Raw genomic sequence first — 21,246 nt, forward strand, 5'->3', positions numbered from 1 at the left:
GCCGTACCCGGCTTGGCCCCATTAATACAAGGAGTAGAAACACAATATGGAAACGGTCTATCCGAATATCGGATCGCCACTGTTTTACGGCATTTTCTTCATTGCCGTATTGATCATGATCTTCATCGACATGATTGCCCTGAAACAGAATGGCGCCCACAAAGTATCGATCAAGGAAGCCGCCACCTGGTCGGTGATCTGGGTCTCTGTCGCTTGTGCGTTTGGTGGCTGGCTGTGGTGGTATCTGGCCAATGATCCGTCGTATGGCAAGGAAATTGCCGACCAGAAGGCACTCGAGTTCTTTACCGGTTATGTGATCGAAAAATCGCTGGCGGTAGACAATATCTTCGTTTTCCTGATGATCTTCGCCTACTTCAAGGTGCCGGTCGAATTCCAGCGCCGCGTGCTGTTGTACGGCGTATTCGGTGCCATCGTGCTGCGTACCATCATGGTCTTCCTTGGTGCCGCACTGGTTAAGGAATTCAGCTGGATTCTGTATATCTTTGGTGCCTTCCTGCTGTTTACCGGCTTCAAGATGATGCTGCCGGAAAAAGACGAAGAAGAAGATCTGGCCAATAACGGCCTGCTGAAATTCCTGCGCAGCCGCATCCGCATGACTGACGAGTATCACGGTGAAGCCTTCTTCGTGATGAAAAACGGTCTGCGCTACGCCACGCCGATGTTCCTGGTGCTGGTGATGATCGAGCTGTCGGACGTGGTGTTTGCAGTAGACAGCATCCCGGCCATCTTCGCGATCACCATGGATCCGTTCATCGTGCTGACCTCGAACATCTTCGCGATTCTGGGTCTGCGTGCAATGTTCTTCCTGCTGGCTGATGTGGCTGACCGCTTCCACCTGCTGCGTTATGGCCTGGCCATCGTGCTGAGCTTCATCGGCGTCAAGCTGCTGATGTACGGCTTCTATCACATCCCGACGCATCTCTCGCTGGCGGTGGTGTTCCTGGTGATTACCGGCTCGGTAGTTGCCTCGCTGATGTTCCCGAAAAAAGCCGAATAAGCGGTTTTCTTCAGGCAAAAAAGCCGGCCCTTGGCCGGCTTTTTTCACGCCCCTCTACTGCCAGATCACACAACTCTCCTGCCCGGACTGTATCTGGCAACGCTTGAGTACTCCCGTCTGCGTCAGTGACAGCTCCCACTCGCCATCCGCGCTATTGGCCTTCAGCAGGAAATAACCTTCATCGGTGTTGCGTGGCGTACTGCCAAAGACGATATGGTAAGCATTGCCTGCCGTGCCACTCTGGCTATAAGGCAACACCGGCCAAAGCGTCGGCGTCGACTTGTAGCTGCCATGCTGCTGGTAATGTGCCTCCAGAAACAATGCATTCTGCTGCAACATCCCCACCACCTCGCTATGCCGGCTACGCAAGACATATTGCTGGTAAGCCGGCACGGCTGCCGCCGCAAGAAGCAACAGCAAGCAGGTTCCGGTCAGCAACTGCAGCAGGCTGGCACCTTTCATGCGCTGCATGTTTCCTCCGCCAGTCTCATCGCATTGATCAGTCGCCACTGCCAGCAGCTGCCATCCGCATGCCTGACACTCAACCGGACCTGACTGGCCAGCCGGCCATTGGCCTGCACCGCAAACTGCTGCTCCGAGACATGCATTACCGCCTGCTCCAGTGGCAACTGCAGCATGGCTTCTTTCGAGTCGTAACGCGCCGGCCGGCCTGTAGGCTTATCGATGAAAGCCAGCACGCCCTCTTCCCACACATGCCAGCTGCCATTGCGCCGCGGAGCACCCAGACAGCCTTGCAGATCACGATTGAGCTTGAGGTTGGCCGCACAGACATGCACCGACTGCTGTCGGAGTACCGCTTCGCTTTTCGCTCTTTGCAATAAGGCGACAAAACGGTTGGCCAGCTGCGTCGCCTGCTGTTGTCGCGATGTGGCACGCCAGTCCGGCATGACCTGCCACAGCAGCAAAAAGATGATGGCCATGACCACCATCAGCTGAATCAAGGTGAAACCCCGACACAATCCCATTGACATTATCCTCCCGACTTTCGGGATAGCATCAATGCGGCATTAATTCAAATGGCATTATTGTTTGTTGCACGTCTGTCATTTTCACCAGTCTGCCAACCTCCTTTTGTGTTTAATAATTCACTCACATGTAGCCATATACTAAACACCATGCCTAGAATGGCTGACATACCCCTCGTACACGGCAAGGAGAAATCATGAACCCGCAAGACCTGATGCAGCGCAAAGCCAACGCCACACCACGCGGTGTGGGTGTGATGTGTTCCTTCTTCGCCGAACGCGCGAAAAACGCGGAAATCTGGGATACCGAAGGCAAGCGCTACATCGACTTTGCCGGCGGCATTGGCGTACTGAATACCGGCCATCTGCATGACAAGGTGCAGGCCGCAGTGGCCGAGCAGCTGAACAAATTCAGCCACACCTGCTATCAGGTAGTGCCTTACGAGCTGTACATCGAGGTAGCCGAAAAGATCAACCAGCTGGCGCCCGGCAACTTTGCCAAGAAGACCGCTTTCTATACCACTGGCGCCGAAGCCGTCGAAAACGCGGTGAAGATTGCCCGCGCCGCCACCGGCCGCCCCGGCATCATCGCCTTTGGCGGCGGCTTCCACGGCCGCACCCTGATGGGCATGGCACTCACCGGCAAGGTTGCGCCGTACAAAATCGGTTTCGGCCCGTTCCCGTCGGATGTGTATCACGGTGTTTTCCCGAATCCGCTGCACGGCGTATCGGTTGAAGACTCCATCGCCAGCGTGGAAAAACTGTTCAAATACGATATCGAAGCCAGCCGCGTGGCAGCCATCATCTTCGAACCAGTGCAGGGCGAAGGCGGTTTCTACCAGGCTCCGGCCGAGTGGGTCAGCGCGCTGCGCAAATTGTGTGATCAGCACGGCATCCTGCTGATTGCCGACGAAGTGCAGGCCGGCTTTGCCCGTACCGGCAAGTTCTTCGCGATGGAACACTACGATGCCGCGCCGGATCTGATGACCATGGCCAAGTCCATGGCCGGCGGTTTCCCGATTTCTGCCGTGGTTGGCCGCGCTGAAGTGATGGATGCGCCGGCACCAGGCGGCCTTGGCGGCACCTATGCCGGCAGCCCGCTGGCACTGGCCGCGACCAAGGCGGTGATTGCCGCTATCCAGGAAGAAAAACTGCTGGAGCGCGCCAATCAGCTCGGCGGCCAGCTGAAAGAAACCCTGAACGGCCTGAAAGCCGAGATTCCGCAAATTGCCGAAGTACGCGGCCCGGGCGCGATGATTGCCGTCGAATTCAACAAGGCCGGCAGCCATGATGCCGATCCGGACTTCGCCAAGAAAGTGCAGACCAAGGCGCTGGAAGTCGGCCTGATCCTGCTGATCTGCGGCGTTTACGGCAATGTGGTGCGCTTCCTGTTCCCGCTGACCATCGAGGATGCGGTGTTCGAAGAAGCCCTGCAGAAGCTGGTTGCCGCCATCAAGGCCTGAGCCTGAACTCGCCTGACTCTGCGGCCAACCTTGCCCCGGCAACGTTGGCCGCAACCATGACAAGGACAACACCATGCTGAACCTGAAAGACCCGTCGCTGCTGCGTCAGCAGTGCTATATCAATGGCCAGTGGCAGGATGCCGATAACGGCGAGACCATTCCGGTCAACAATCCGGCCACCGGCGAAATCATCGCCCATGTACCGAAAATGGGCCGCGCCGAAGCCGAGCGCGCTGTCGCCGGCGCTGCCGAAGCGTTCAAGATCTGGAAAAAGAAATCCGCCAAGGAGCGCGCCGGCATCCTGCGCAAATGGTTCGACCTGATGATGGCCAACCAGGATGACCTCGGCGTGATCCTCACCAGCGAGCAAGGCAAGCCACTCGCGGAAGCCAAGGGCGAAATCGCCTATGGCGCGAGCTACATCGAGTGGTATGCCGAAGAGGCCAAGCGCATCTACGGCGACACCATCCCGTCCACCGGCGCCGACAAGCGCATTCTGGTGACCAAGGAGCCGATCGGCGTTACCGCCGCCATCACCCCGTGGAACTTCCCGAATGCCATGATCACCCGCAAGGCGGCCCCGGCGCTGGCCGCCGGCTGCCCGATGGTGGTGCGTCCGGCCAGCCAGACGCCGCTGTCGGCCTTGGCCATTGCCGTACTGGCCGAACGTGCCGGCATTCCGGCCGGTGTGTTCTCGGTGTTGACCGGCGGCTCAACCGATATCGGCAGCGTGCTGACCGGCAGTGACACAGTGAAGAAATTCTCCTTTACCGGCTCGACCGAGGTTGGCCGCAAGCTGATTGCCCAGTGTGCCGACACCGTGAAAAAGGTCTCGATGGAGCTGGGCGGCAATGCGCCTTTCATCGTGTTCGACGACGCCGACCTGGACGCTGCCGTAGAAGGCGCCATCATTTCCAAATACCGCAATGCTGGCCAGACCTGCGTCTGCGCCAACCGCCTGCTGGTACAGGACGGCGTCTACGATGCCTTCGCCGAGAAGTTTGCCGTCGCTGTCGCCAAACTCAAAGTCGGCAACGGTCTCGAAGCCGGCGTCACCCAAGGCCCGATGATCGACCAGAATGCCGTCGCCAAAGTGGAAGAGCACATCGCCGATGCCCTGGCCAAAGGCGGCAATCTGATCGCCGGTGGCAAGCGCCACGCGCTGGGCCACAGCTTCTTCGAGCCGACCGTGATCACCGGCGTGACCCCGGAAATGAAAGTCGCCAAGGAAGAAACCTTCGGCCCGCTGGCACCGATCTTCCGCTTCCAGACCGAGGAAGAAGCAATCCAGATGGCCAATGACACCGAATTCGGCCTGGCGTCTTACTTCTACGCCCGTGATATCGGCCGCATCTTCCGCGTATCCGAAGGCCTCGAGTACGGCATGGTGGCGGTGAATAGCGGCATCCTCTCCAACGAAGCCGCACCGTTCGGTGGCGTGAAGCAGTCCGGCCTCGGCCGTGAAGGCTCGAAATACGGTATCGAGGATTATCTGGAGATCAAGTACGTCTTGCTGGGCGGTATCGACCGCTAAATCAGCACAAGAAAAAGCCGCCTGCTTCTGGAGCCGGCGGCTTTTTTCATTCAAGGCAAGTCGTCAGAACATCACGTCATTGGTTACCAGACAGTTGCGGCCATTACGCTTGGCTTGATAACAGCGCTCGTCTGCCCGCTCCATGCTGATCTGCGGGCGGTCATCACTAATGCGCAATTCGGTCAGCCCGATACTGGCGGTAACGCGGAACTCCTTGCCCGCCAGATACATGATGTGCGAGTCGATATCACGCAGGATCTCGCGCATGATGCGCTCGCCGACATCGCGCTGGCAGTTGCTCAGCAAGATGGCAAACTCGTCCCCGCCCAAGCGCGCCACGACATCCGAGCTGCGCACGTGGCGTTGCAGAATGGTGGCGATGTCCTGCAGCAACAGATCTCCGCCCTGATGGCCGGCACTGTCGTTCACCTGCTTGAAGTGATCAAGATCCATCATCACCAACACGTTCGGATGCTGGCGGGCTCCCTGCTCGCTCATCAGCTTGGTCAGCGCTGCGAGGAAGCCGCGACGGTTGTGCAGGCCGGTCAAGGCATCGTGGCTGGCCTCCCAGCGATGCTGATGCTCGCGCTGGCGACGCTCGCTGTCATCATGCAGCACCACCACCTTGTAACCATGCATCAGCCCCTCACTGCCGATTACCGTCAGCGTCATCACCACCGGCTGCACGCGCATGTCGCGGCTGAGCAGATCCAGCTCGACCGGCTTGCCCGGGTTGTCGCGCTCTATCATGCGCAGTGAAACCGGCAGACCGGAGTCCGGGCTGACCAGATTCATGAACACGCCCAACAGACGACCCAGCATGTCGGAGGCAGGTAGGCCGAACAGCTGCAAGGCCGGCTGGTTTACATACTCGATCTCGTCCAGCTGATTGGTCAGCACCACTGCATCCTTGATCGAGCCCAGTACCACCAGCGCACGCTCGCGCTCAGCCAGCAGACTGGCTTTTGCCTCTTCGCGGCCGCTGACATCGCTGATCAGGCCAAGGAAGCGCCGCTGCCCGGCCAGTTGCGCCAGCTCGACAAAGCGGATTTCAGCCATCACCATCTGCTCCTTGCTGTGCTTGAGCCGGCACAGCAACTCCAGCGGCTGGCCATCCAGCAATAGCGACTGCCAGGCGGCATCGACCCGAGCCAGTGATTCGGGGTGAATCGCATCCAGCCAGTGTCGCCCATCCATCCACTCAGCCATTTCACTGGCAGGCAAGCCCCCCACCCGCAGGCTGGCCGCATTCATGTATTGCAGGCTGCCCCGACTGTCCGCCACCACCACACCCATCGGTGAAGCATCATTCAGCACACGGAACAGCGCCTCGCGCTCGGCCAGACGACTTTCGGCCTCATCACGGCTGCGCAAAGCCCTGGCAACCTCATCACCAATCATCTGGATTTCGGCACAGCCCAGATCTGCCAGCTGGTGCTGATGATCAGTCTGCAAACGCTGAACCTGCACATGCAGATCACGCAAAGGACGCAGCTGCCGACGCAGACCGAACCAGATCAGTGGCGACAACAGCACGATAATGCCCAGCACCAGCAGGATGTATTGCTCGCCAATTGCCCTGGCCGGCAACAGCGCCTCTTCCAGCGGCAGCACGGCCCCGACCACCCAAGGCACACCACGCAACTGCTGGTAAGCCAGTAGCGATGGCACCCCGTCGCGGTTACGCGAAACGGCGCGGCCTTCCCAGCCGGCAAACGCCCTGTGCAAGGTCGGGCTCAGCGCCGCGTTCGGGCTCGGCTGCATGATGTAGGCCGGATCGGTATGCATGATGGTGATACGGCTGCGGATACTGTTGATGGTCAGCACCCCGCCACGGCCAACCGCGATATCGCGCAGTTCTCCGAAAAATTCCGGAGAATAAAGCTCCAGCGCTCCGCCAAGCACACCGGCAAAGCTGCCATCAATCGAAAAAATGGGGGCGGTAAATACGATGATCGTACGATTGAGGCCACCCTTGGCGCGCAGCGGCTCGGATACCTGCGGCAACAACTTTTGCTTGGTCTGGCTGAAGTAGTCACGATCGCCGACATTCAAGCCCAGCCGGCCGGGCAACGAGGGGTAGTCGGCAATGATGTTGCCGCTGCGATCGTAGAGGATCACGCTATTGAACATGCCCTTGAGGTGCTTGAACTGCTGGATCAGCTGTGGTGCCTGCTTCTCGACAGTGTCGGCCGGCAGTTGCAGGCTGGCCGCGGCCTGCTCCAGCAAGACATGACGGGTACGGATACGATCATCGATATCCGACGCAATGCGTGTCACCAGATTGTCGAGATTTTGTGCCTGCAGCTCCTTCATTGCCGCTTGGCTTTGCCAATACGACACGCTGCCGACCAGCAGCATGATCAGCACCAGGAAAACTGCACCAAAAACCAGCAGTCTCGCGTGCAGGGTAGACAACAAAGCAGATCTACTCATTACAGCGACAAGCCCTCTTCATTCACGATACTCACATTCAATGTAGCCTTGGCGCCAGCTCCTGTATGGATATCCCCATCTGGCGGAAGAAATCCCTCATATCCAGCCAGGCGATACGGCGGTCAGGATGCAGATCCGGCGTCACCAGCCAGGACAAGCTGCTCAAGGTTTTGCCATCGTCATCCTGAATTTTGACATCAAATGCTTGTAGCTCGGGCTGATATTCCGCAATTGCTGCTAAAGAATTCGTGTTATTTGCCACAGAAAGCATGGCCATATTCAGCGCGAAGCGCTTGCGGTTATAGGCATACACACCGGTTGCCAGCGCCTCCCACCACGGCAAGGGCAGGAACAGCTCCGCTTCGGCATACGGCATTTCGGCGGCGACGGCCTGCTGCACCATGGGCATTGCCTGCTCGAGCAGACCTTGCGACAGCTCGCGCACCTTGGCCAGCGGCAGCTTGTCGCGCTCGACAATAAACGGCAGCCAGCACAACACCAGCTGCGGCTCTTTCACCCGCGATGCCGCCTCGAAGCTGGCACGTGCGGCCTTGACCTCGGCCAGCGCCAGATCGCAGCCGGCATCCATGGTCGGGGCCAGATGCACCAGCTGCTGGCAATTGCGTTCGGCCAGCATCTCGCTGCTGAACACCGTCGGCGACATCCACAAAATGGTATCCGGCGGCAACTGCAGGATGTCGGCCAGCATCGGTTCCAACTGTTCCAGTCGCGGGAAATGCCACCACATGCCGGCTTCGGCACGCGACAGCATCAGCGGGAAGGCCCACAACTCGTAAGACACCATATTGCCGTCAGGGCGCATCACATCGGGAAAGGCCAGCAGGTCGCGGCCAACCGCCAGCAGGGAATCGCGCGCCGGCACGTCTTCCTGCAGGGCCAGCACCGCTTCGGTAAACACTGCCTGGTCGCCACCCGACAGGGTCTGACGCAGGCTGGCTTCCAGCTCGAAACGCTTCAGCGTGTCATCCAGTGCCTGCTTGGCCAGCAGCTGCAACTGGCGGATCTGCCGGCTGCGCTCGGCCGGCGGCAGCGGTTTGGTCGGGATCAGGCGGAAATCGCGCACCTTGGGGGCGACTTCGCGCTCGGCATAGGCCTTGTGCAGACGCTGGTACACCTGCATCGCCTCGTCGCAGATCTTCTGCAGCCGCGCCGCGGTCGGCACCTCGCCCCAGAAGTTGAAATCGAACAGGCGAAAACCGCTGTTGGTCACATAGTGGGTGAGGTTGTATTCCTCGTCGAACAGCACGGCGCTGGCAAAACCGTCTTTCTCGCGTCCGGCAAAGGCCGTCTGGTCCATGCCCACCAGCCGGCAGACGAAGCCCGGTTCGGCGGTGTGAATCAGATACTCATAGGGCTCCAGCCCGTTCTCCTCGACGGCATCGCCGAAAATGAAACGGTTGGGAATGAACGGATCGCCCTGGATCTGGGAATTGCGCGGATGCGGTTTCATGCTTGCTGCGTCGCTACTGCCTTGAAAAACCGCCATTTTACGACAAAAGCGGGCGCGGCAGGCAAAGACCGCGCCCGGCTGTCTTTACAGGCTCAGGCTGTAGTAACGGAACTCGCGATCGGGTTGCCAGCCCAGGCTCTCGTACAGGGCCTGGGCCTGCCGGTTGCTGTGCGCAGTCGCCAGCTCCAGCCCGGCCACACCATGCTGGCGCGCCAGCGCGGCTGCGGCCAACATCAGCTGGCGGCCGATACCGCCGCGCCGCGCGGTCGGGCTGACGAACAGATCATTCAGCAGCCACACTCGGCTGGCCGTGGTCGAACTGAACAGCGGGTAAAGCTGCACAAAGCCCAGCAACTGCCCTTCCTGCTCGCTCACCAGAATCTGCGAATCGCCAGCCAGCAGGCGCGCGCGGATAAAGGCCAGCGAGTTGGCCGCATCATCCTGCTGGCCATAAAACTGGCGATAGCCATCAAACAGCACCGCCAGTTGCGGCAAATCTGCCAGCGTGGCACTGCGCACCGCGCCGCCCTGCTTCAGCGCTGCACGACAGGCTTGCAGGCTGCGGCGCTGCCGGCCGGCCGCGTCAAAATTGTCTGCGGCCAACCATGTCGCCAAGGCTGCCTCGCGCTGTGGCCACTCCTGACCCAGCAGGCTGAACCAGGCGGTATCGCGGTTTAGCCCCCAGTTGACACGCGCCTGGCGGAAAATGCCCTCGAAGCGAAAACCCAGCCGCTCGGCCGCGCGCATCGATGGCGCATTCAGCGCATTGCACTTCCACTCGACCCGGCGATAACCCCAGGCAAACGCCTGTTGCAGCATGAGATAGATAGCCTCGGTCGCTGCCGTCGTGCGTTGCAGGCGTGGCGAGAAGCGCAGCCAGCCGATCTCGATCACTCCGTTGGCCGCATCGATACGTAGATAGCTGCAGCTGCCGATCGCCTCGCCGCTAGCCGGGTCCACAATCGCGAAAAACAGCGGATCCTGGCTGTCGCTCATCATCGCAAACCAGCCCTGCCAGTCGGCCTCGCTGGTCGGAGCCGGCATCAGATAGGCCCAGTCGCGCCCTTCACTATCGAGCGCCAAAGCGGCGCGCAGGCTGGCGCCATGCTTTGCGCCATCAAACGGCTCCAGCCGGCAGCTGCGGCCAACCATGGTCACTGCCTGTGGATAAGTTGCGCCCTGCCAGTTATCCACAGCCTCGCCCAACGGCTGGCCGAATGCGTCATATTGCATGGTTCAGCCTCCACAGCCGCAGGCATCATTCGCCGTGACGTCGCAGACGGCCGCACCCTGCACCGTCGGGTAGCCATCACGCTTCCACCAGTCGACGCCGCCTTGCAGCTCTTTCACCCGAAAGCCCAGCTCGGCCAGTTTCAGAGCCGTCTTAGTCGAGGCATTGCAGCCGATGCCATCGCAGAAAGCCACATACAGCAGGCTGCGATCAAGCGTGGCGGTGCTGTCGGCATTGATGCCGCGATGCGGCAGATTGATGGCACCGGGCAGGGTTTCGTGCTGGTAGGCTGCGGCCGAGCGGCCATCCACCAGTTGCAAGGCTGCGCCCTGTTGCTGCTGGTCTACCACATCCCAGCTATCGATTTCGTACGCCAGTTTGGCGCGGTAAAAGTCCAGTTGATCCATCTCGCCAGCTCCTTGTGCCTCAGACATGACAGCCATGCTAGTTCACTGCTAGGCTCCATGAAAGAACCAATAATCAGCCATCCAAGAGAACCAATCATGCCGGAATGGATAGGAGATCATCTGCAGCGCCAGCTGCTGCGTGACAGCAGCGAGGGCCTCGCCCGTCAGCTGACGCGGCTGCTGCGCGAGGCGATTGTCGCCGGCCGCCTGCCGGGCAACAGCCGCAGCCTGCCCGGCCACACGCGCCTGCCGCCCAGCCGCGAGCTGGCAAGGCAGCTTCAAGTTGGCCGCAACACCGTGATCGAGGCTTATGCCCAATTGCAGGCCGAAGGTTATCTGCTGAGCCGCCAGGGTGCCGGCAGCTTTGTCGCGCCGCTGTTCAGCCCGCCGGCCAGCCTGCCGCCGCTGGCGACACGCAGCCTGCCGCAAGGGCTGTCGCAGCGTGGCCGTGCGTTATTCGAGAGCAGTGGCGTGCCGACCGGGCTGACCGGCGCCTTCGCACCAGGCATGCCGGAGGTGCGGCAGTTTCCGCACACGCAGTGGCAGAACCTGCTGTCGCGCCATCAGCGCAGCACGCCGTGGCCGCGTCTCGGTTACACCGCCGATGGCGGCCTGCCGGCGCTGCGTGCGGTACTGGCCGATTATCTGACGTTGTCGCGTGGTGTGCGCTGTACGCCGGAGCAGATCATCGTCACCGCCGGCGCGCAACATTCGCTGGAGCTGTGCGCGCGCCTGCTGGCTGATGACGGCGACAGCGCCTGGGTGGAAGAGCCCGGCTATGCCGGCGCCCATGCCGCGCTGCGTGCCGCCGGTCTGAAGCTGCAGCCGGCCGCCGTCGATGCGGAAGGGCTGAACCCGCAAGCCGTCGCATCGAGCGTGCCGCCACGCCTGATCTACACCACACCCTCGCACCAGTATCCGCTGGGGGTGGTGATGAGCCTGCCGCGCCGGTTGGCCTTGCTGGCTGCCGCACGCCAGCATGGTGCCTGGATTATCGAGGATGATTACGACAGCGAATTCCGCTACAGCAGCGCACCACTGCCGGCCTTGCAGGGCCTGGCCGAGGACGAGCGCGTGATCTATGTCGGCACGCTGTCCAAGGTGATGTATCCGGGCCTGCGCCTTGGCTACCTGGTGGTGCCCATGGCCTTGGTCGAGGCCTTTCGCGCTACGCATGTGCGGCTGTATCGCGAGCCACCCTACAATGTGCAGGCAGCGCTGGCCGACTTTATCGGCGGCGGGCATTTCATGCGCCATATCCGCCGCATGCGCGAACTGTATCAGACACGACAAGATCATCTGCGCCGCGAGCTGGCTGCCAGTGCGGCCAACCTTTTGCCGCTATCACCCGGCGAAGCCGGCCTGCATCTGGTGGCTGGCCTGCCGGCCGCCCTCGACGAACACAACATCAGCCATGCCGCCGCGCAACAGGGCATCGTGCTGCGCCCGCTGGCCCGGCATTATCTGGCCACACCGACGCTGCACGGTCTGGTGCTCGGCTATGCCGGCGTCGAAGAAAACGAGATTTCGCGTGGTGTGGCGGTACTGGCCAGCCTGTGCCGACACGCCTCCTGCACATGATCATCTGGAAAATGAAAATGAAACCACGACTATTGATCAGCGCCTGTCTGCTCGGCCAGCCCGTGCGCTACGACGGCGCCGGCAAGGGCATGGCGGATGGCTGGCAGCAAAAACTGGCGGCGAGTTTCAGCCTGTTGCCGGTTTGTCCCGAGGTGGCCGGCGGCCTGCCGATTCCGCGCGCGGCCGCCGAGATTCGCGGCAAACATGGCGCAGCCGTCTGGCTGGGACAGGCCAGCGTGATCGACAGCGATGGCGAAGATGTCAGCGCCGCCTTTCGCGACGGCGCGCAAAAGGCACTGCAACTGGCCCGTGAGCATGATTGCCAGCTGGCGCTGCTGAAGGCCAATAGCCCGTCCTGTGGCAATACGCAGATTTACAGCGGGGATTTTGACGGCCGCCTGCGCGAGGGCAGCGGCGTCTGCGCCAGCCTGCTCGCGCAACACGGCATTCGCGTGTTCAACGAAAACGAACTCGACAGCCTGCTGGCCCTCGCCAAGGCCAGCAGCACAGCCGTCTGAACAGCACTGGTGCGCAAGTCTTAATGGCGATGCATGAAGGCGGCGTGGCTGGCACTGGCGGCCAATGTCTCGTCCTGTTCGCTGGCACGACGTGCCCGCACGCGGTCCCAGACTTTTTCATGGAAGTAGTAAGCCACGGTATTGACCAGCGGCTCGACCATCGCCAGTGCGCTGGCAATCCCGAAGCTGCCGGTCAGGGCATAGGCCACACTGAATGCCACGGTGAAATGGCAAATGGCGAAAGTGATGGTTTTGATCATGACCGGCTCCTGACTATTTAACTTTACGCAATGATAGTCAGTCGCAATTGATTTGTAGAATTGATTGTTAAAAACAACCCCATCGTAAAAAACTATCTGCGCGACAGTTCAAGATAAGGGGCGGTCTTGCGCCGGATCTGTGGATCCTGCAAGGCGGTATCCGTCAACAAGATGGCCGGGGTATGGCGGATACCACTGATTGTCTGCCCCTGCATCATCTGCAACACGGCCTTCATCGCCTCGACACCCATTCGATAAGGATCTTGCATCATGCTGGCGCGCAGATAGCCATCACGCAGCGCATTGTGGATGCGCAGGCTGAAATCAAAACCGTAATGTGCAATCTTGCCCGACAGGCCAGCCTCCTGCAGCGCCTGAATCACGCCTTCGGTGCTCGATTCATTCGAGGTGAACACCACATCGACATCCGGATACTGCTGCAACAGGGGCAGCGTCTTGTTGCGGCTGTCGAGTACGGTAATGCCGATCTGGTACTGGTCGATGATCTGCACCGTGGGCAGCAACTGCAGCAGGCGCTCGCGAAAGCCCTCCTCGCGCTCCTGGGTCGACAAGTGTTCGGAGGAGTAACGCAGCAGCAAGACCTTGTGCATGCCCGGCCGGTCGCGCACTGCCTGTTCGGCAGCCATGCGGCCAGCCTGGCGATTGTCGGTCTCGACCAGCGGGACATCTGGCTTGTCCTGTAAAGCCGAGTCAACAGCCAGTACTTTCAGCCCTTTTTTCTGTGCCAGCTGCAAGGCGGAATTTAGACGGACAGGCGAATTCGGCGCGAGGATGAGCCCGTCAAAGCGCCTTTCGCTATACAGGCGGATCAGGCTGGCCTGTGCCTCGGTATCGTCTTCCAGCACCGGCCCGCGCCACACCAGCGTGACGCCATTCTGTCGGGCAAAGTCGCCAGCACCACGTGCCATTTCCTTCCAGAACACATGCGTGTTGCCCTTGGGGATGAAAATCACCCGCTTGCTCTCGGCCATGGCCAGCATCGCAGACATGGCCAGTACGCTAAAGAGGATGAAATGCCTGATACTCACCGGATTTCCTTTGAAAATTGCAGCAAAAAGCGCCCAATCAGCGTTGCTTGCCCGCAACAGTTTGCTGCCAGACAGCGCCAGGCTCGCCCTGCCGAACAAGACAATATGCCGAGGGAGAGCCGCCAAACAAATTCAAGCACATCGATAGATGCTCTTGCCTGATTCACGCTTATCAAAACGACCAGTCAATTGATAAGCCACGCCATATCAGTGCTGATAGCAGCTGGCAAACGCCCGATATATTGCCACAATGCCAGTACGGCCTTGCGCCGCCATGCAAATCAGCCCCCCTGCCCGTCATCAAGGAAAATCATGAAGAAACTGCTGCCGCTGCTGCTGCTCCCGTTTCTTGCACAGCATGTCCGGGCTGTTGATATTGCAGCTTATACCGAAGATCTGCCTCCGCTTAACTATGCTGTGGGCGATCAGGTCAAGGGCTTCTCCAGCGAGCTGCTGAACCAGATGGCCAGAGTGGCAGGACTGAAGATCAGCAAGGAAATCATGCCGTGGGCGCGTGCCTACCGCCATGTCATGGAAACGCCCGATGCCCTGCTCTATACCACGGTGCGCAACACCGAGCGCGAACCGCTGTTTTACTGGGTTGGCCCCATCAGTCAGCGCCGCATTCTGATGTATAGATTGGCAGATCGTCGCGACATCGTGATCCGCAAGGAAAGCGACTTGCTGCAATATCGCAATGGCGCCATGTTCGAATCTGCCGCCGCTCGCAAGCTGGCCGCCATGGGCATGCAGCCAGAACTCGCGCTCGACATCGGTCGCAGCGATGAAATCAATCTCAAAAAACTGCTGCATGGCCGCACCGATCTTGTTGCCATGCTGGACTGGGGCATGGCCTGGCAGCTGAAGCAGGCGGGCAGGCCTGCCCATCTGGTCAAGAGCGCCTGGGTGCTGGATGACAGCAACCAGTACTGGTTTGCCCTGAATCGCCAGACCTCACCGGAAAAGGTTCGCAAGCTGCAGGCTGCGCTCGACAAGCTGCAAGCCAACGGGAGTGTCGCGCGGCTGCGCAAGCAATACATGGACGACTGATAGCAAACAGGGCTTGCCAGCCGGCCACAATCAGCCATGCTGAAAGTAATGGCGACCCTGGTCGTTTCTCCGTGGGGAGATCGCTATGAAACGTTCTTTGCTAGCCGTCCTGTACTTCATTGCCAGTGCCACCGCATTGGCGGCCTGCCCGCCGCACATGCTGACTTGCGCCAATGCCAGCCAGGCCTTTGCGGCCAACAAGGCCGAGGCTGACAAGCCCGCCTACCTCATGCTCAAGTCCGGCAATTTTGCGCTGGAACGCACCGATCTGGGTGACAACAAGATCGATATCCGTCCGAGCTGGCAAATCGATGACAACACCCGCCTCTCGCTCAAGGCCGGCAAGAAAAAAGTCGAGCTGCGCCTGAAAGTGCAGTGGTAAATCCACGCCGGTTCCGGCCGACTCACAGGCAGCAGTGGCATGAAAAAAGCGCCCTCTGGAGGGCGCTTTTCTGACCGGCAAACCGCAGCGAATTATTCGGCGGCCAACTCGGCAGCTTCCAGCGTCTGGGCAATCAGCGTGGCAATGGTCATCGGACCGACACCGCCCGGTACCGGCGTCAGTGCGGTCACACGCTCGGCCAGACCTGCCATCTCGATATCACCAACACCACCGACGTGATAACCGGCATCGACCACCACGGCACCATCACGAATCCATTCGGCGCGGATGAATTCCGGCTTGCCCACCGCACCAACGATGATGTCGGCCTGACGGATTTCATCGGCCAGATTCACGGTGCGCGAATGGCACAGGGTAACGGTCGCATTGGCGTTGGACAACATCAGCGCCATCGGCTTGCCCAGAATCGGGCTGCGGCCAACGACCACGGCGCGCTTGCCTTCCAACGGGATGTTGTAATGCTTGAGCAGCGTCATGATGCCGGCAGGTGTGGCCGAACCGAAAGCCTTGCCACCCAGCGCCATGATGCCGAAACCCAGGCTGGTCACACCGTCCACGTCCTTGCGGATGGAGATGCGGTCAAAGCACTGGCGCTCGTCAATCTGGTGCGGTACCGGGTGCTGCAACAGGATGCCGTGCACGTTCGGATCGGCATTCAGCTCGTCAATCACCGCCAGCAGTTGTTCGGTAGTGGTGTCATCCGGCAGGTGGATGGCTTTGGAGTCCATGCCGACGCGGCGGCAGGCATTGCCCTTCATGCGCACATAGGTCTCGGAAGACGGGTCATTGCCAACCAGGATGGTCGCCAGAATCGGGGTGTGCTGATAGCGGGTTTTCAGTGCAGCCGCACGTTGCGCGAGCTCTTGCTCGATTTTCAGCGACAGGGCTTTGCCATCAAGAACCAGACAGGAAGAAGTCGGGGCGACCATATGCAATTCTCCATTTGCAACGGAAAGTTTGGTGCCCAGGCGAGCGGCGGACGAATGACGCTGCACTTCCCGATGGTGGCCCATCTTGATTTTCGCCAGTCATGCAGCGGGCAGGATCATACCACATGGCACCCGATTTGCCGAATCAGCCAGCGTGATCGGCAATGCTGTTGAGCAGAGCATAGACAGCCAGCCCGGCAATGCAAGCTTCAGCCTGGCTGGCGCTGCAGTTTGCCTGACAGCCAGGCGCCGGAGAGCAAACCGGTGCCCGCGGCCAGCAGGGTAATCAGCAATACGGCAAGATCGCTTTGCGTCGGCCACATGCCATTGATAAGGCAGGCACCAAGAGTCAACAAGGGCAAACCTGCCAGCAGACACACCCGCTCAAATACCGTCAGTCTGAGGTTGGCCGCAAACATGCCACTCAGTACATACAGGATCAGCAATAACAGGCTGCCTGGCACAACAAAAGTCCACAGCCATACATCTGCGGCCAACCATAGCAGCCCGTTTATCTCGCCTATCATTTGCCGCCCCAGCCACAGCGGCAACATCGCCAGCAAGGTACCCGCCAGCAAAACGCTTACCCATCGATGTTTCATGGCATCACTCCAAAAGCTATCTGACCAGCGATGACGTACGCACCGGCCTCAGTCATGCATAATAAATTAAATCTTAACTTTAATGCCAAATGTATAGATAATTATCATTTTTTTGATTTCCCTCACCCTCACCATCATGCAAAAGAAAATCATCGCCCTCTTGCTGGGTCTTGTTGCCGTAGCGGGCACAGCCGCCGCCGGCCTGACCTGGTATAACGGCCACCGCATTGCCTCTGCACTCGAGCAACAAGCCACGGCCCTCGCGCCCTATCCGATGATCAAGCTGGTCGAGCGCCAGTATCAGGGCGGTTTTATGTCTGCCAGCGAAACCGCGACCTACCGCATCGGTTGTGATACCCCGCAGGAAGGCGAGCCGCGTGACGGCCTCAACTACCTCACCCTCAAGCAAGAGATCAGCCACCTGCCGTTTGCTACCCGCATCGAAACCAGCCCGGTATTGCCGGCCGAATTCCGTGAGGGCTATCAGAAGTGGCTGGGCAGCGCAGACCATCTGCGCGTCGTGACCGAGCTGGGCTTGGGCGGCAAATTCAGCAGCCGCTTGCAGCTGCCGGCGCACAAACACAGCGAGCAAGGCGAGAACCTCGATTTCGGCGGCCTTGATCTGCAAGTCAGCAGCGATAAAGCGCTGCAAGCAGTAGAGATGAAACTGGCGCTGGCCAGCCTGCTGATCAGCAAGGACGAACGTTTCAGCGTGGCGCTGGGCAAGATTGATGCCCACTCCAGCCATCAGCGTTCAGCGGAAGGCCTGTACGTTGGCCAGGACAAATCCAGCCTCAGCCAGCTGGCCATCCAGTTCAGTGGCATGGATGGCAGCAAGCAGCACATCCGCCTCGAAGGTCTGAGCTCGGAGAGCCAGAGTCAGGTAATCAAGGGCCTGCTGGAAAGTCGGAACAAGATGCAGATCGGCAAGCTGATCAACGCCAGTCAGGATCTCGGCCAACTGAATGCCGAGCTCGGACTGCAAGGCCTGGATGCCGCCCTGCTTGCCAAGATCAATCACGGCAGCATCAAGAGCATGCTGCAATGCCAGCCGGCCAAGCCGGATGAAGAAATGCAGCAGATGTTGCAGCTGCTCAAAGGCAAGCCGCAACTCACTGGCAAGCTGTCCATCGCCCAGGGCGACAAGGCCATGCAGGCTGATCTGAAACTGAGCAGCGAGGGCATCAGCGAGCAAGATCTGGCCATGGGCATTGCCGCGGCCCTGCCCAAGCTGAGTGCGACCCTCGACACCAGCCTGAACCGTCAACTGCTGGAAAACTGGCTGCGCAGCAGCGGCAGCAAGCCGGAGCAGGACTCGACGCTGGCGCTGATCAACAGCACGCTGGATGGCATGATCAGCCAGGGCTATCTGCACGCGGCAGACAACAAGGTGGTGAAAGCCGCCTTCGCTTTCAAGCAAGGCGCGCTGACCCTGAATGGTAAACCATTCGACCCGAATGCGATGCGCCCGGCGGCCGAGCTGCCTGAAGCCGCGCTGGTCGAGGAAGCACCGTTGCAGTAAGTCAGGCCAGGTTGGCCTCAGCGCCAACAATGAAAAAGGGCAAGCCTCAGGCTTGCCCTTTTTACCTCACACCAATACTCAGGCGCTGACCGGCTCGCTCATGCCGCTATGGCGCAGCAAGGCCTCGATCTGCGGGTCGCGGCCGCGGAAGGCGCGGAAGGATTCCAGCGCCGGACGGCTACCACCGACGGCCAGCACTTCATCCCAGAACTTGCGGCCAACCTCGGGGTTGGCACCGCCCGCTTCTTCGAAGGCGCCGTAAGCATCGGCCGACAGCACTTCCGCCCATTTGTAGCTGTAGTAGCCCGCCGCATAGCCGCCGCCAAAAATATGGCTGAAGCTGTTGGCAAAGCGGTTGTACGCCGGCGGACGATTGACGGCCACCTCGTCACGCACCTGCTCCAGCACCGCCAGCCAATCCACACTGGCCGGATTCTTGTCGGTGTACAGCAGCATGTCGAACAGCGCGAACTCGAGCTGGCGCACCATCTGCATGCCGGACTGGAAGTTCTTGGCGGCGATCATCTTGTCGTACAGCGCGCGCGGCAAGGTTTTGCCGCTGTCGGCGTGGGCGGTCATGCCTTGCAGCACATCCCATTCCCAGCAGAAGTTTTCCATGAACTGGCTAGGCAACTCTACCGCGTCCCACTCCACGCCGCTGATACCGGACACGCCCGGCACCTCGATGCGCGTCAGCAGGTGATGCAGGCCGTGACCGGTCTCGTGGAACAGGGTAATCACTTCGTCGTGGGTGAAGTAGGCCGGCTTGTCTCCCACCGGACGGCTGAAGTTGCACACGAGGTAAGCCACCGGCGTCTGCACGCCATCGGCCTTGCGGCTGCGGTCGCGCACGTCATTCATCCACGCGCCCGGACGCTTGCCGTCACGTGCATAGAGGTCGAGATAGAAGCCGCCAAGCAGCTCTTCACCACGGAAAATTTCGAAGAAGCGCACGTCCTCGTGCCAGGTTTCGACCTGGCGCTCGGCAAAGCGCACGCCAAACAACGTGCCGACCACTTCAAACAGGCCTTGCAGCACCTTGGTCTCGGGGAAGTACTGTTTTACTTCGTGTTCGGAAAACGCATAACGCGCCACGCGCAGCTTTTCGCTGGCGTACGTCACATCCCAGGCTTCGAGCGTGTCGATGCCCAACTCCTCACGGGCAAACGCTTCCAGCTCGGCACGATCCTGCACCGCGTAAGGCTTGGCTTTCACGGCCAGATCGCGCAGGAAAGACACGACTTGCTGCGGGTTTTCCGCCATCTTGGTGTAGACCGACAGCTCGGCATAATCGGCAAAGCCCAAGAGCTGCGCCTCTTCTGCGGCCAACATCAGCTTTTCGCGGATCAGCGGGCTGTTGTCTTTCTCGGCCGGGCCGAATTCGGACGCGCGCTTGGCATTCGCCTCGTACAGTTTTTCACGCAAAGCGCGGTTATCGGCGTATTGCAGCACCGGGAACAACAGCGGGAACTGCAGGCCCAGCTTGTATTTGCCGGCCTGACCATCGGCTTCGGCCATCGCCGCATACATCGCCAGCGTGTCTTCCGGAATACCGGCAAGCTCGGCGACGTCGTCGATATACAGGCTGAAGCTATCGGTGGCGTCCATCACGTTTTGCGAGAACTGGCTGGACAGCTCGGCCAGACGGGTAGACAACTCGGCAAAGCGCTGCTTTTGCGCGTCCGGCAGCTCAGCACCGGACAGGCGGAAGTCGCGCAGGCTGTTCTCGATGACTTTTTTCTGCGCGGCGCTGGCCGTGGCAAAAGCAGGGTTGGCCGCAACGGCCTTGTAACGCGCATACAGTTCGAGGTTCTGGCCCAGCTCGGTAAAGAAGGCGGTGATGCGCGGGATTTCGCCGTTGTAGGCATCGCGCAGGCCCGGCGTATTACCGACCACGCTATTGAGGTGGCCAACCACGCCCCAGGCGCGGCCGAGTTTTTCGGTAGCGACGTTCAGCGGCTCGACCACGGTTTCCCAGGTGTCACCACCGGCAGCAACCACGCTGTCGACTACGGCTTGCGCCTCGGCCAGCAGCACGTCGAGCGCCGGGGTGATGTGTTCGGGTTTGATGCTGTCAAAGCGTGGCAGATCGTTAAAGTCGAGCAGCGGATTGTGGCTCATGGGGTGTCCTGTGCGCAAAGGTTGGCCGCATGGCGGGCGGCATCTTGTGGCGGCCATTGTGATAGCCTTGCCTGATCATTCCAAGATAAGGTCAAAATCATGAAGCGCAATATCCGCCCTTACGATGGTCACCAGCCGCAGATCGACGCCAGTTGCTATATCGACGAGGCGGCAGTGGTAATCGGCGAAACCTCGCTTGCGGCCAACGTCTCGGTGTGGCCCTGTGCGGTGATCCGTGGCGATGTGAACAGCATCACCATCGGCGAGGGCAGCAATGTGCAGGATTTCGCCATGCTGCATGTGAGTCATCGCAGCGAAGCCGATCCGGTCGGCGCGCCGCTGGTGATCGGTCGCGACGTCACCATCGGTCATCATGTGACGCTGCACGGCTGTACCATCGGCAACGAAGTGCTGATCGGCATCGGCAGCATCGTGCTGGATCGCGTGGTGATCGAGGACCGCGTGCTGGTTGGTGCCGGCAGTCTGGTGCCTCCGAACAAACGGCTGGAATCCGGCTATCTGTATCTGGGTAATCCGGTAAAGCAGGTACGGCCGCTGACCGAGAAAGAACTCGCCTACTTCAAGTACTCGGCCGAGCACTATGTACGCGTAATGGACAAGCACAAGGCCAGCTTGCAAGGCTGATTGTCGCTTTTTGTGCATCG

The 21,246-nt window shown here is 60.1% G+C and carries 20 protein-coding genes and 1 riboswitch; of the genes, 9 read left to right on the forward strand and 11 right to left on the reverse strand.

Annotated elements, in window-relative coordinates:
• The first annotated feature begins 46 nt into the window (after nt 1-46).
• Nucleotides 47-1,018, forward strand: coding sequence for a TerC family protein (locus ACZ9W6_RS13210; RefSeq protein ID WP_465191622.1), 972 nt, complete (start codon nt 47-49; stop codon nt 1,016-1,018).
• A 54-nt stretch (nt 1,019-1,072) separates the two neighbouring features.
• Here ACZ9W6_RS13210 and ACZ9W6_RS13215 read toward each other — a convergent pair whose 3' ends face one another.
• On the reverse strand, nt 1,073-1,489 hold the full coding sequence (locus ACZ9W6_RS13215) for a type IV pilin protein (protein WP_465191623.1): 417 nt from the start codon (nt 1,487-1,489) through the stop codon (nt 1,073-1,075).
• Nucleotides 1,477-1,959 (reverse strand): pilus assembly FimT family protein, encoded by a 483-nt coding sequence (locus tag ACZ9W6_RS13220; protein ID WP_465191624.1) that lies wholly within the window; start codon nt 1,957-1,959, stop codon nt 1,477-1,479. The genes ACZ9W6_RS13215 and ACZ9W6_RS13220 overlap by 13 nt, the downstream gene beginning before the upstream one ends.
• Before the next feature lie 242 nt (nt 1,960-2,201).
• Here ACZ9W6_RS13220 and gabT point away from each other — a divergent pair, with 242 nt between their 5' ends.
• Nucleotides 2,202-3,467 carry a 4-aminobutyrate--2-oxoglutarate transaminase gene (gene gabT / locus ACZ9W6_RS13225; protein ID WP_465191625.1) on the forward strand — a complete coding sequence of 422 codons (1,266 nt, stop codon included), beginning with the start codon at nt 2,202-2,204 and terminating at the stop codon, nt 3,465-3,467.
• Nucleotides 3,468-3,540: 73 nt separating this feature from the next.
• Complete coding sequence (gene gabD, locus ACZ9W6_RS13230; protein ID WP_465191626.1) at nt 3,541-5,001, forward strand: NADP-dependent succinate-semialdehyde dehydrogenase; 1,461 nt, start codon at nt 3,541-3,543, stop codon at nt 4,999-5,001.
• A gap of 63 nt (nt 5,002-5,064) precedes the next feature.
• Here the strand turns inward: gabD and ACZ9W6_RS13235 are convergent, their stop codons facing one another.
• The 4 genes from ACZ9W6_RS13235 to ACZ9W6_RS13250 all read right to left on the reverse strand — a co-directional run bounded on the left by ACZ9W6_RS13235 (nt 5,065) and on the right by ACZ9W6_RS13250 (nt 10,546).
• Complete coding sequence (locus tag ACZ9W6_RS13235; RefSeq protein ID WP_465191627.1) at nt 5,065-7,437, reverse strand: sensor domain-containing diguanylate cyclase; 2,373 nt, start codon at nt 7,435-7,437, stop codon at nt 5,065-5,067.
• Between the two features lie 37 nt (nt 7,438-7,474).
• Entirely contained in the window at nt 7,475-8,908 is a 1,434-nt protein-coding gene (locus ACZ9W6_RS13240) for a hypothetical protein (RefSeq protein ID WP_465191628.1), read from the reverse strand.
• Nucleotides 8,909-8,992: 84 nt separating this feature from the next.
• Nucleotides 8,993-10,141: a GNAT family N-acetyltransferase gene (locus tag ACZ9W6_RS13245; protein WP_465191629.1), complete on the reverse strand. Its 1,149-nt coding sequence runs from the start codon at nt 10,139-10,141 to the stop codon at nt 8,993-8,995.
• Nucleotides 10,142-10,144: 3 nt separating this feature from the next.
• Complete coding sequence (locus tag ACZ9W6_RS13250; RefSeq protein ID WP_465191630.1) at nt 10,145-10,546, reverse strand: rhodanese-like domain-containing protein; 402 nt, start codon at nt 10,544-10,546, stop codon at nt 10,145-10,147.
• A 96-nt stretch (nt 10,547-10,642) separates the two neighbouring features.
• On the opposite strand from ACZ9W6_RS13250, the gene pdxR reads away from it, so the two are divergent.
• Both pdxR and ACZ9W6_RS13260 read left to right on the forward strand, forming a co-directional pair.
• A complete protein-coding gene (gene pdxR / locus ACZ9W6_RS13255; protein ID WP_465191631.1) occupies nt 10,643-12,127 on the forward strand; it encodes a MocR-like pyridoxine biosynthesis transcription factor PdxR in 1,485 nt (494 codons plus the stop codon).
• 17 nt (nt 12,128-12,144) lie between these two features.
• Nucleotides 12,145-12,645, forward strand: coding sequence for a 2-thiouracil desulfurase family protein (locus tag ACZ9W6_RS13260; protein ID WP_465191632.1), 501 nt, complete (start codon nt 12,145-12,147; stop codon nt 12,643-12,645).
• A gap of 20 nt (nt 12,646-12,665) precedes the next feature.
• Here ACZ9W6_RS13260 and ACZ9W6_RS13265 read toward each other — a convergent pair whose 3' ends face one another.
• Nucleotides 12,666-12,905: a DUF2061 domain-containing protein gene (locus ACZ9W6_RS13265; protein WP_465191633.1), complete on the reverse strand. Its 240-nt coding sequence runs from the start codon at nt 12,903-12,905 to the stop codon at nt 12,666-12,668.
• A 92-nt stretch (nt 12,906-12,997) separates the two neighbouring features.
• Nucleotides 12,998-13,954 carry a substrate-binding domain-containing protein gene (locus ACZ9W6_RS13270; RefSeq protein ID WP_465191634.1) on the reverse strand — a complete coding sequence of 319 codons (957 nt, stop codon included), beginning with the start codon at nt 13,952-13,954 and terminating at the stop codon, nt 12,998-13,000.
• Between the two features lie 312 nt (nt 13,955-14,266).
• On the opposite strand from ACZ9W6_RS13270, the gene ACZ9W6_RS13275 reads away from it, so the two are divergent.
• Nucleotides 14,267-15,004: a substrate-binding periplasmic protein gene (locus tag ACZ9W6_RS13275; RefSeq protein WP_465191635.1), complete on the forward strand. Its 738-nt coding sequence runs from the start codon at nt 14,267-14,269 to the stop codon at nt 15,002-15,004.
• Between the two features lie 85 nt (nt 15,005-15,089).
• Nucleotides 15,090-15,386: a hypothetical protein gene (locus ACZ9W6_RS13280; RefSeq protein WP_465191636.1), complete on the forward strand. Its 297-nt coding sequence runs from the start codon at nt 15,090-15,092 to the stop codon at nt 15,384-15,386.
• A 92-nt stretch (nt 15,387-15,478) separates the two neighbouring features.
• Here ACZ9W6_RS13280 and folD read toward each other — a convergent pair whose 3' ends face one another.
• Together folD and ACZ9W6_RS13290 are read right to left on the reverse strand one after the other, a co-directional pair.
• Complete coding sequence (gene folD, locus ACZ9W6_RS13285) at nt 15,479-16,336, reverse strand: bifunctional methylenetetrahydrofolate dehydrogenase/methenyltetrahydrofolate cyclohydrolase FolD (protein ID WP_465191637.1); 858 nt, start codon at nt 16,334-16,336, stop codon at nt 15,479-15,481.
• Nucleotides 16,337-16,362: 26 nt separating this feature from the next.
• Nucleotides 16,363-16,449, reverse strand: a riboswitch (ZMP/ZTP riboswitch).
• Nucleotides 16,450-16,545: 96 nt separating this feature from the next.
• On the reverse strand, nt 16,546-16,938 hold the full coding sequence (locus ACZ9W6_RS13290) for a hypothetical protein (RefSeq protein ID WP_465191638.1): 393 nt from the start codon (nt 16,936-16,938) through the stop codon (nt 16,546-16,548).
• A 136-nt stretch (nt 16,939-17,074) separates the two neighbouring features.
• Between ACZ9W6_RS13290 and ACZ9W6_RS13295 the strand changes: the two genes are divergently transcribed.
• The gene (locus tag ACZ9W6_RS13295) at nt 17,075-18,460 is read left to right on the forward strand and encodes a DUF945 family protein (RefSeq protein ID WP_465191639.1); all 1,386 of its coding nucleotides are present in this window, start codon (nt 17,075-17,077) and stop codon (nt 18,458-18,460) included.
• Between the two features lie 78 nt (nt 18,461-18,538).
• On the opposite strand, the gene ACZ9W6_RS13300 is transcribed toward ACZ9W6_RS13295, so the two are convergent.
• Nucleotides 18,539-20,581: a M3 family metallopeptidase gene (locus ACZ9W6_RS13300; protein WP_465191640.1), complete on the reverse strand. Its 2,043-nt coding sequence runs from the start codon at nt 20,579-20,581 to the stop codon at nt 18,539-18,541.
• A gap of 99 nt (nt 20,582-20,680) precedes the next feature.
• Between ACZ9W6_RS13300 and ACZ9W6_RS13305 the strand changes: the two genes are divergently transcribed.
• Nucleotides 20,681-21,226: a gamma carbonic anhydrase family protein gene (locus ACZ9W6_RS13305; protein WP_465191641.1), complete on the forward strand. Its 546-nt coding sequence runs from the start codon at nt 20,681-20,683 to the stop codon at nt 21,224-21,226.
• Nucleotides 21,227-21,246: the final 20 nt, after the last annotated feature.

The organism is Vogesella lacus (genome assembly GCF_979366295.1).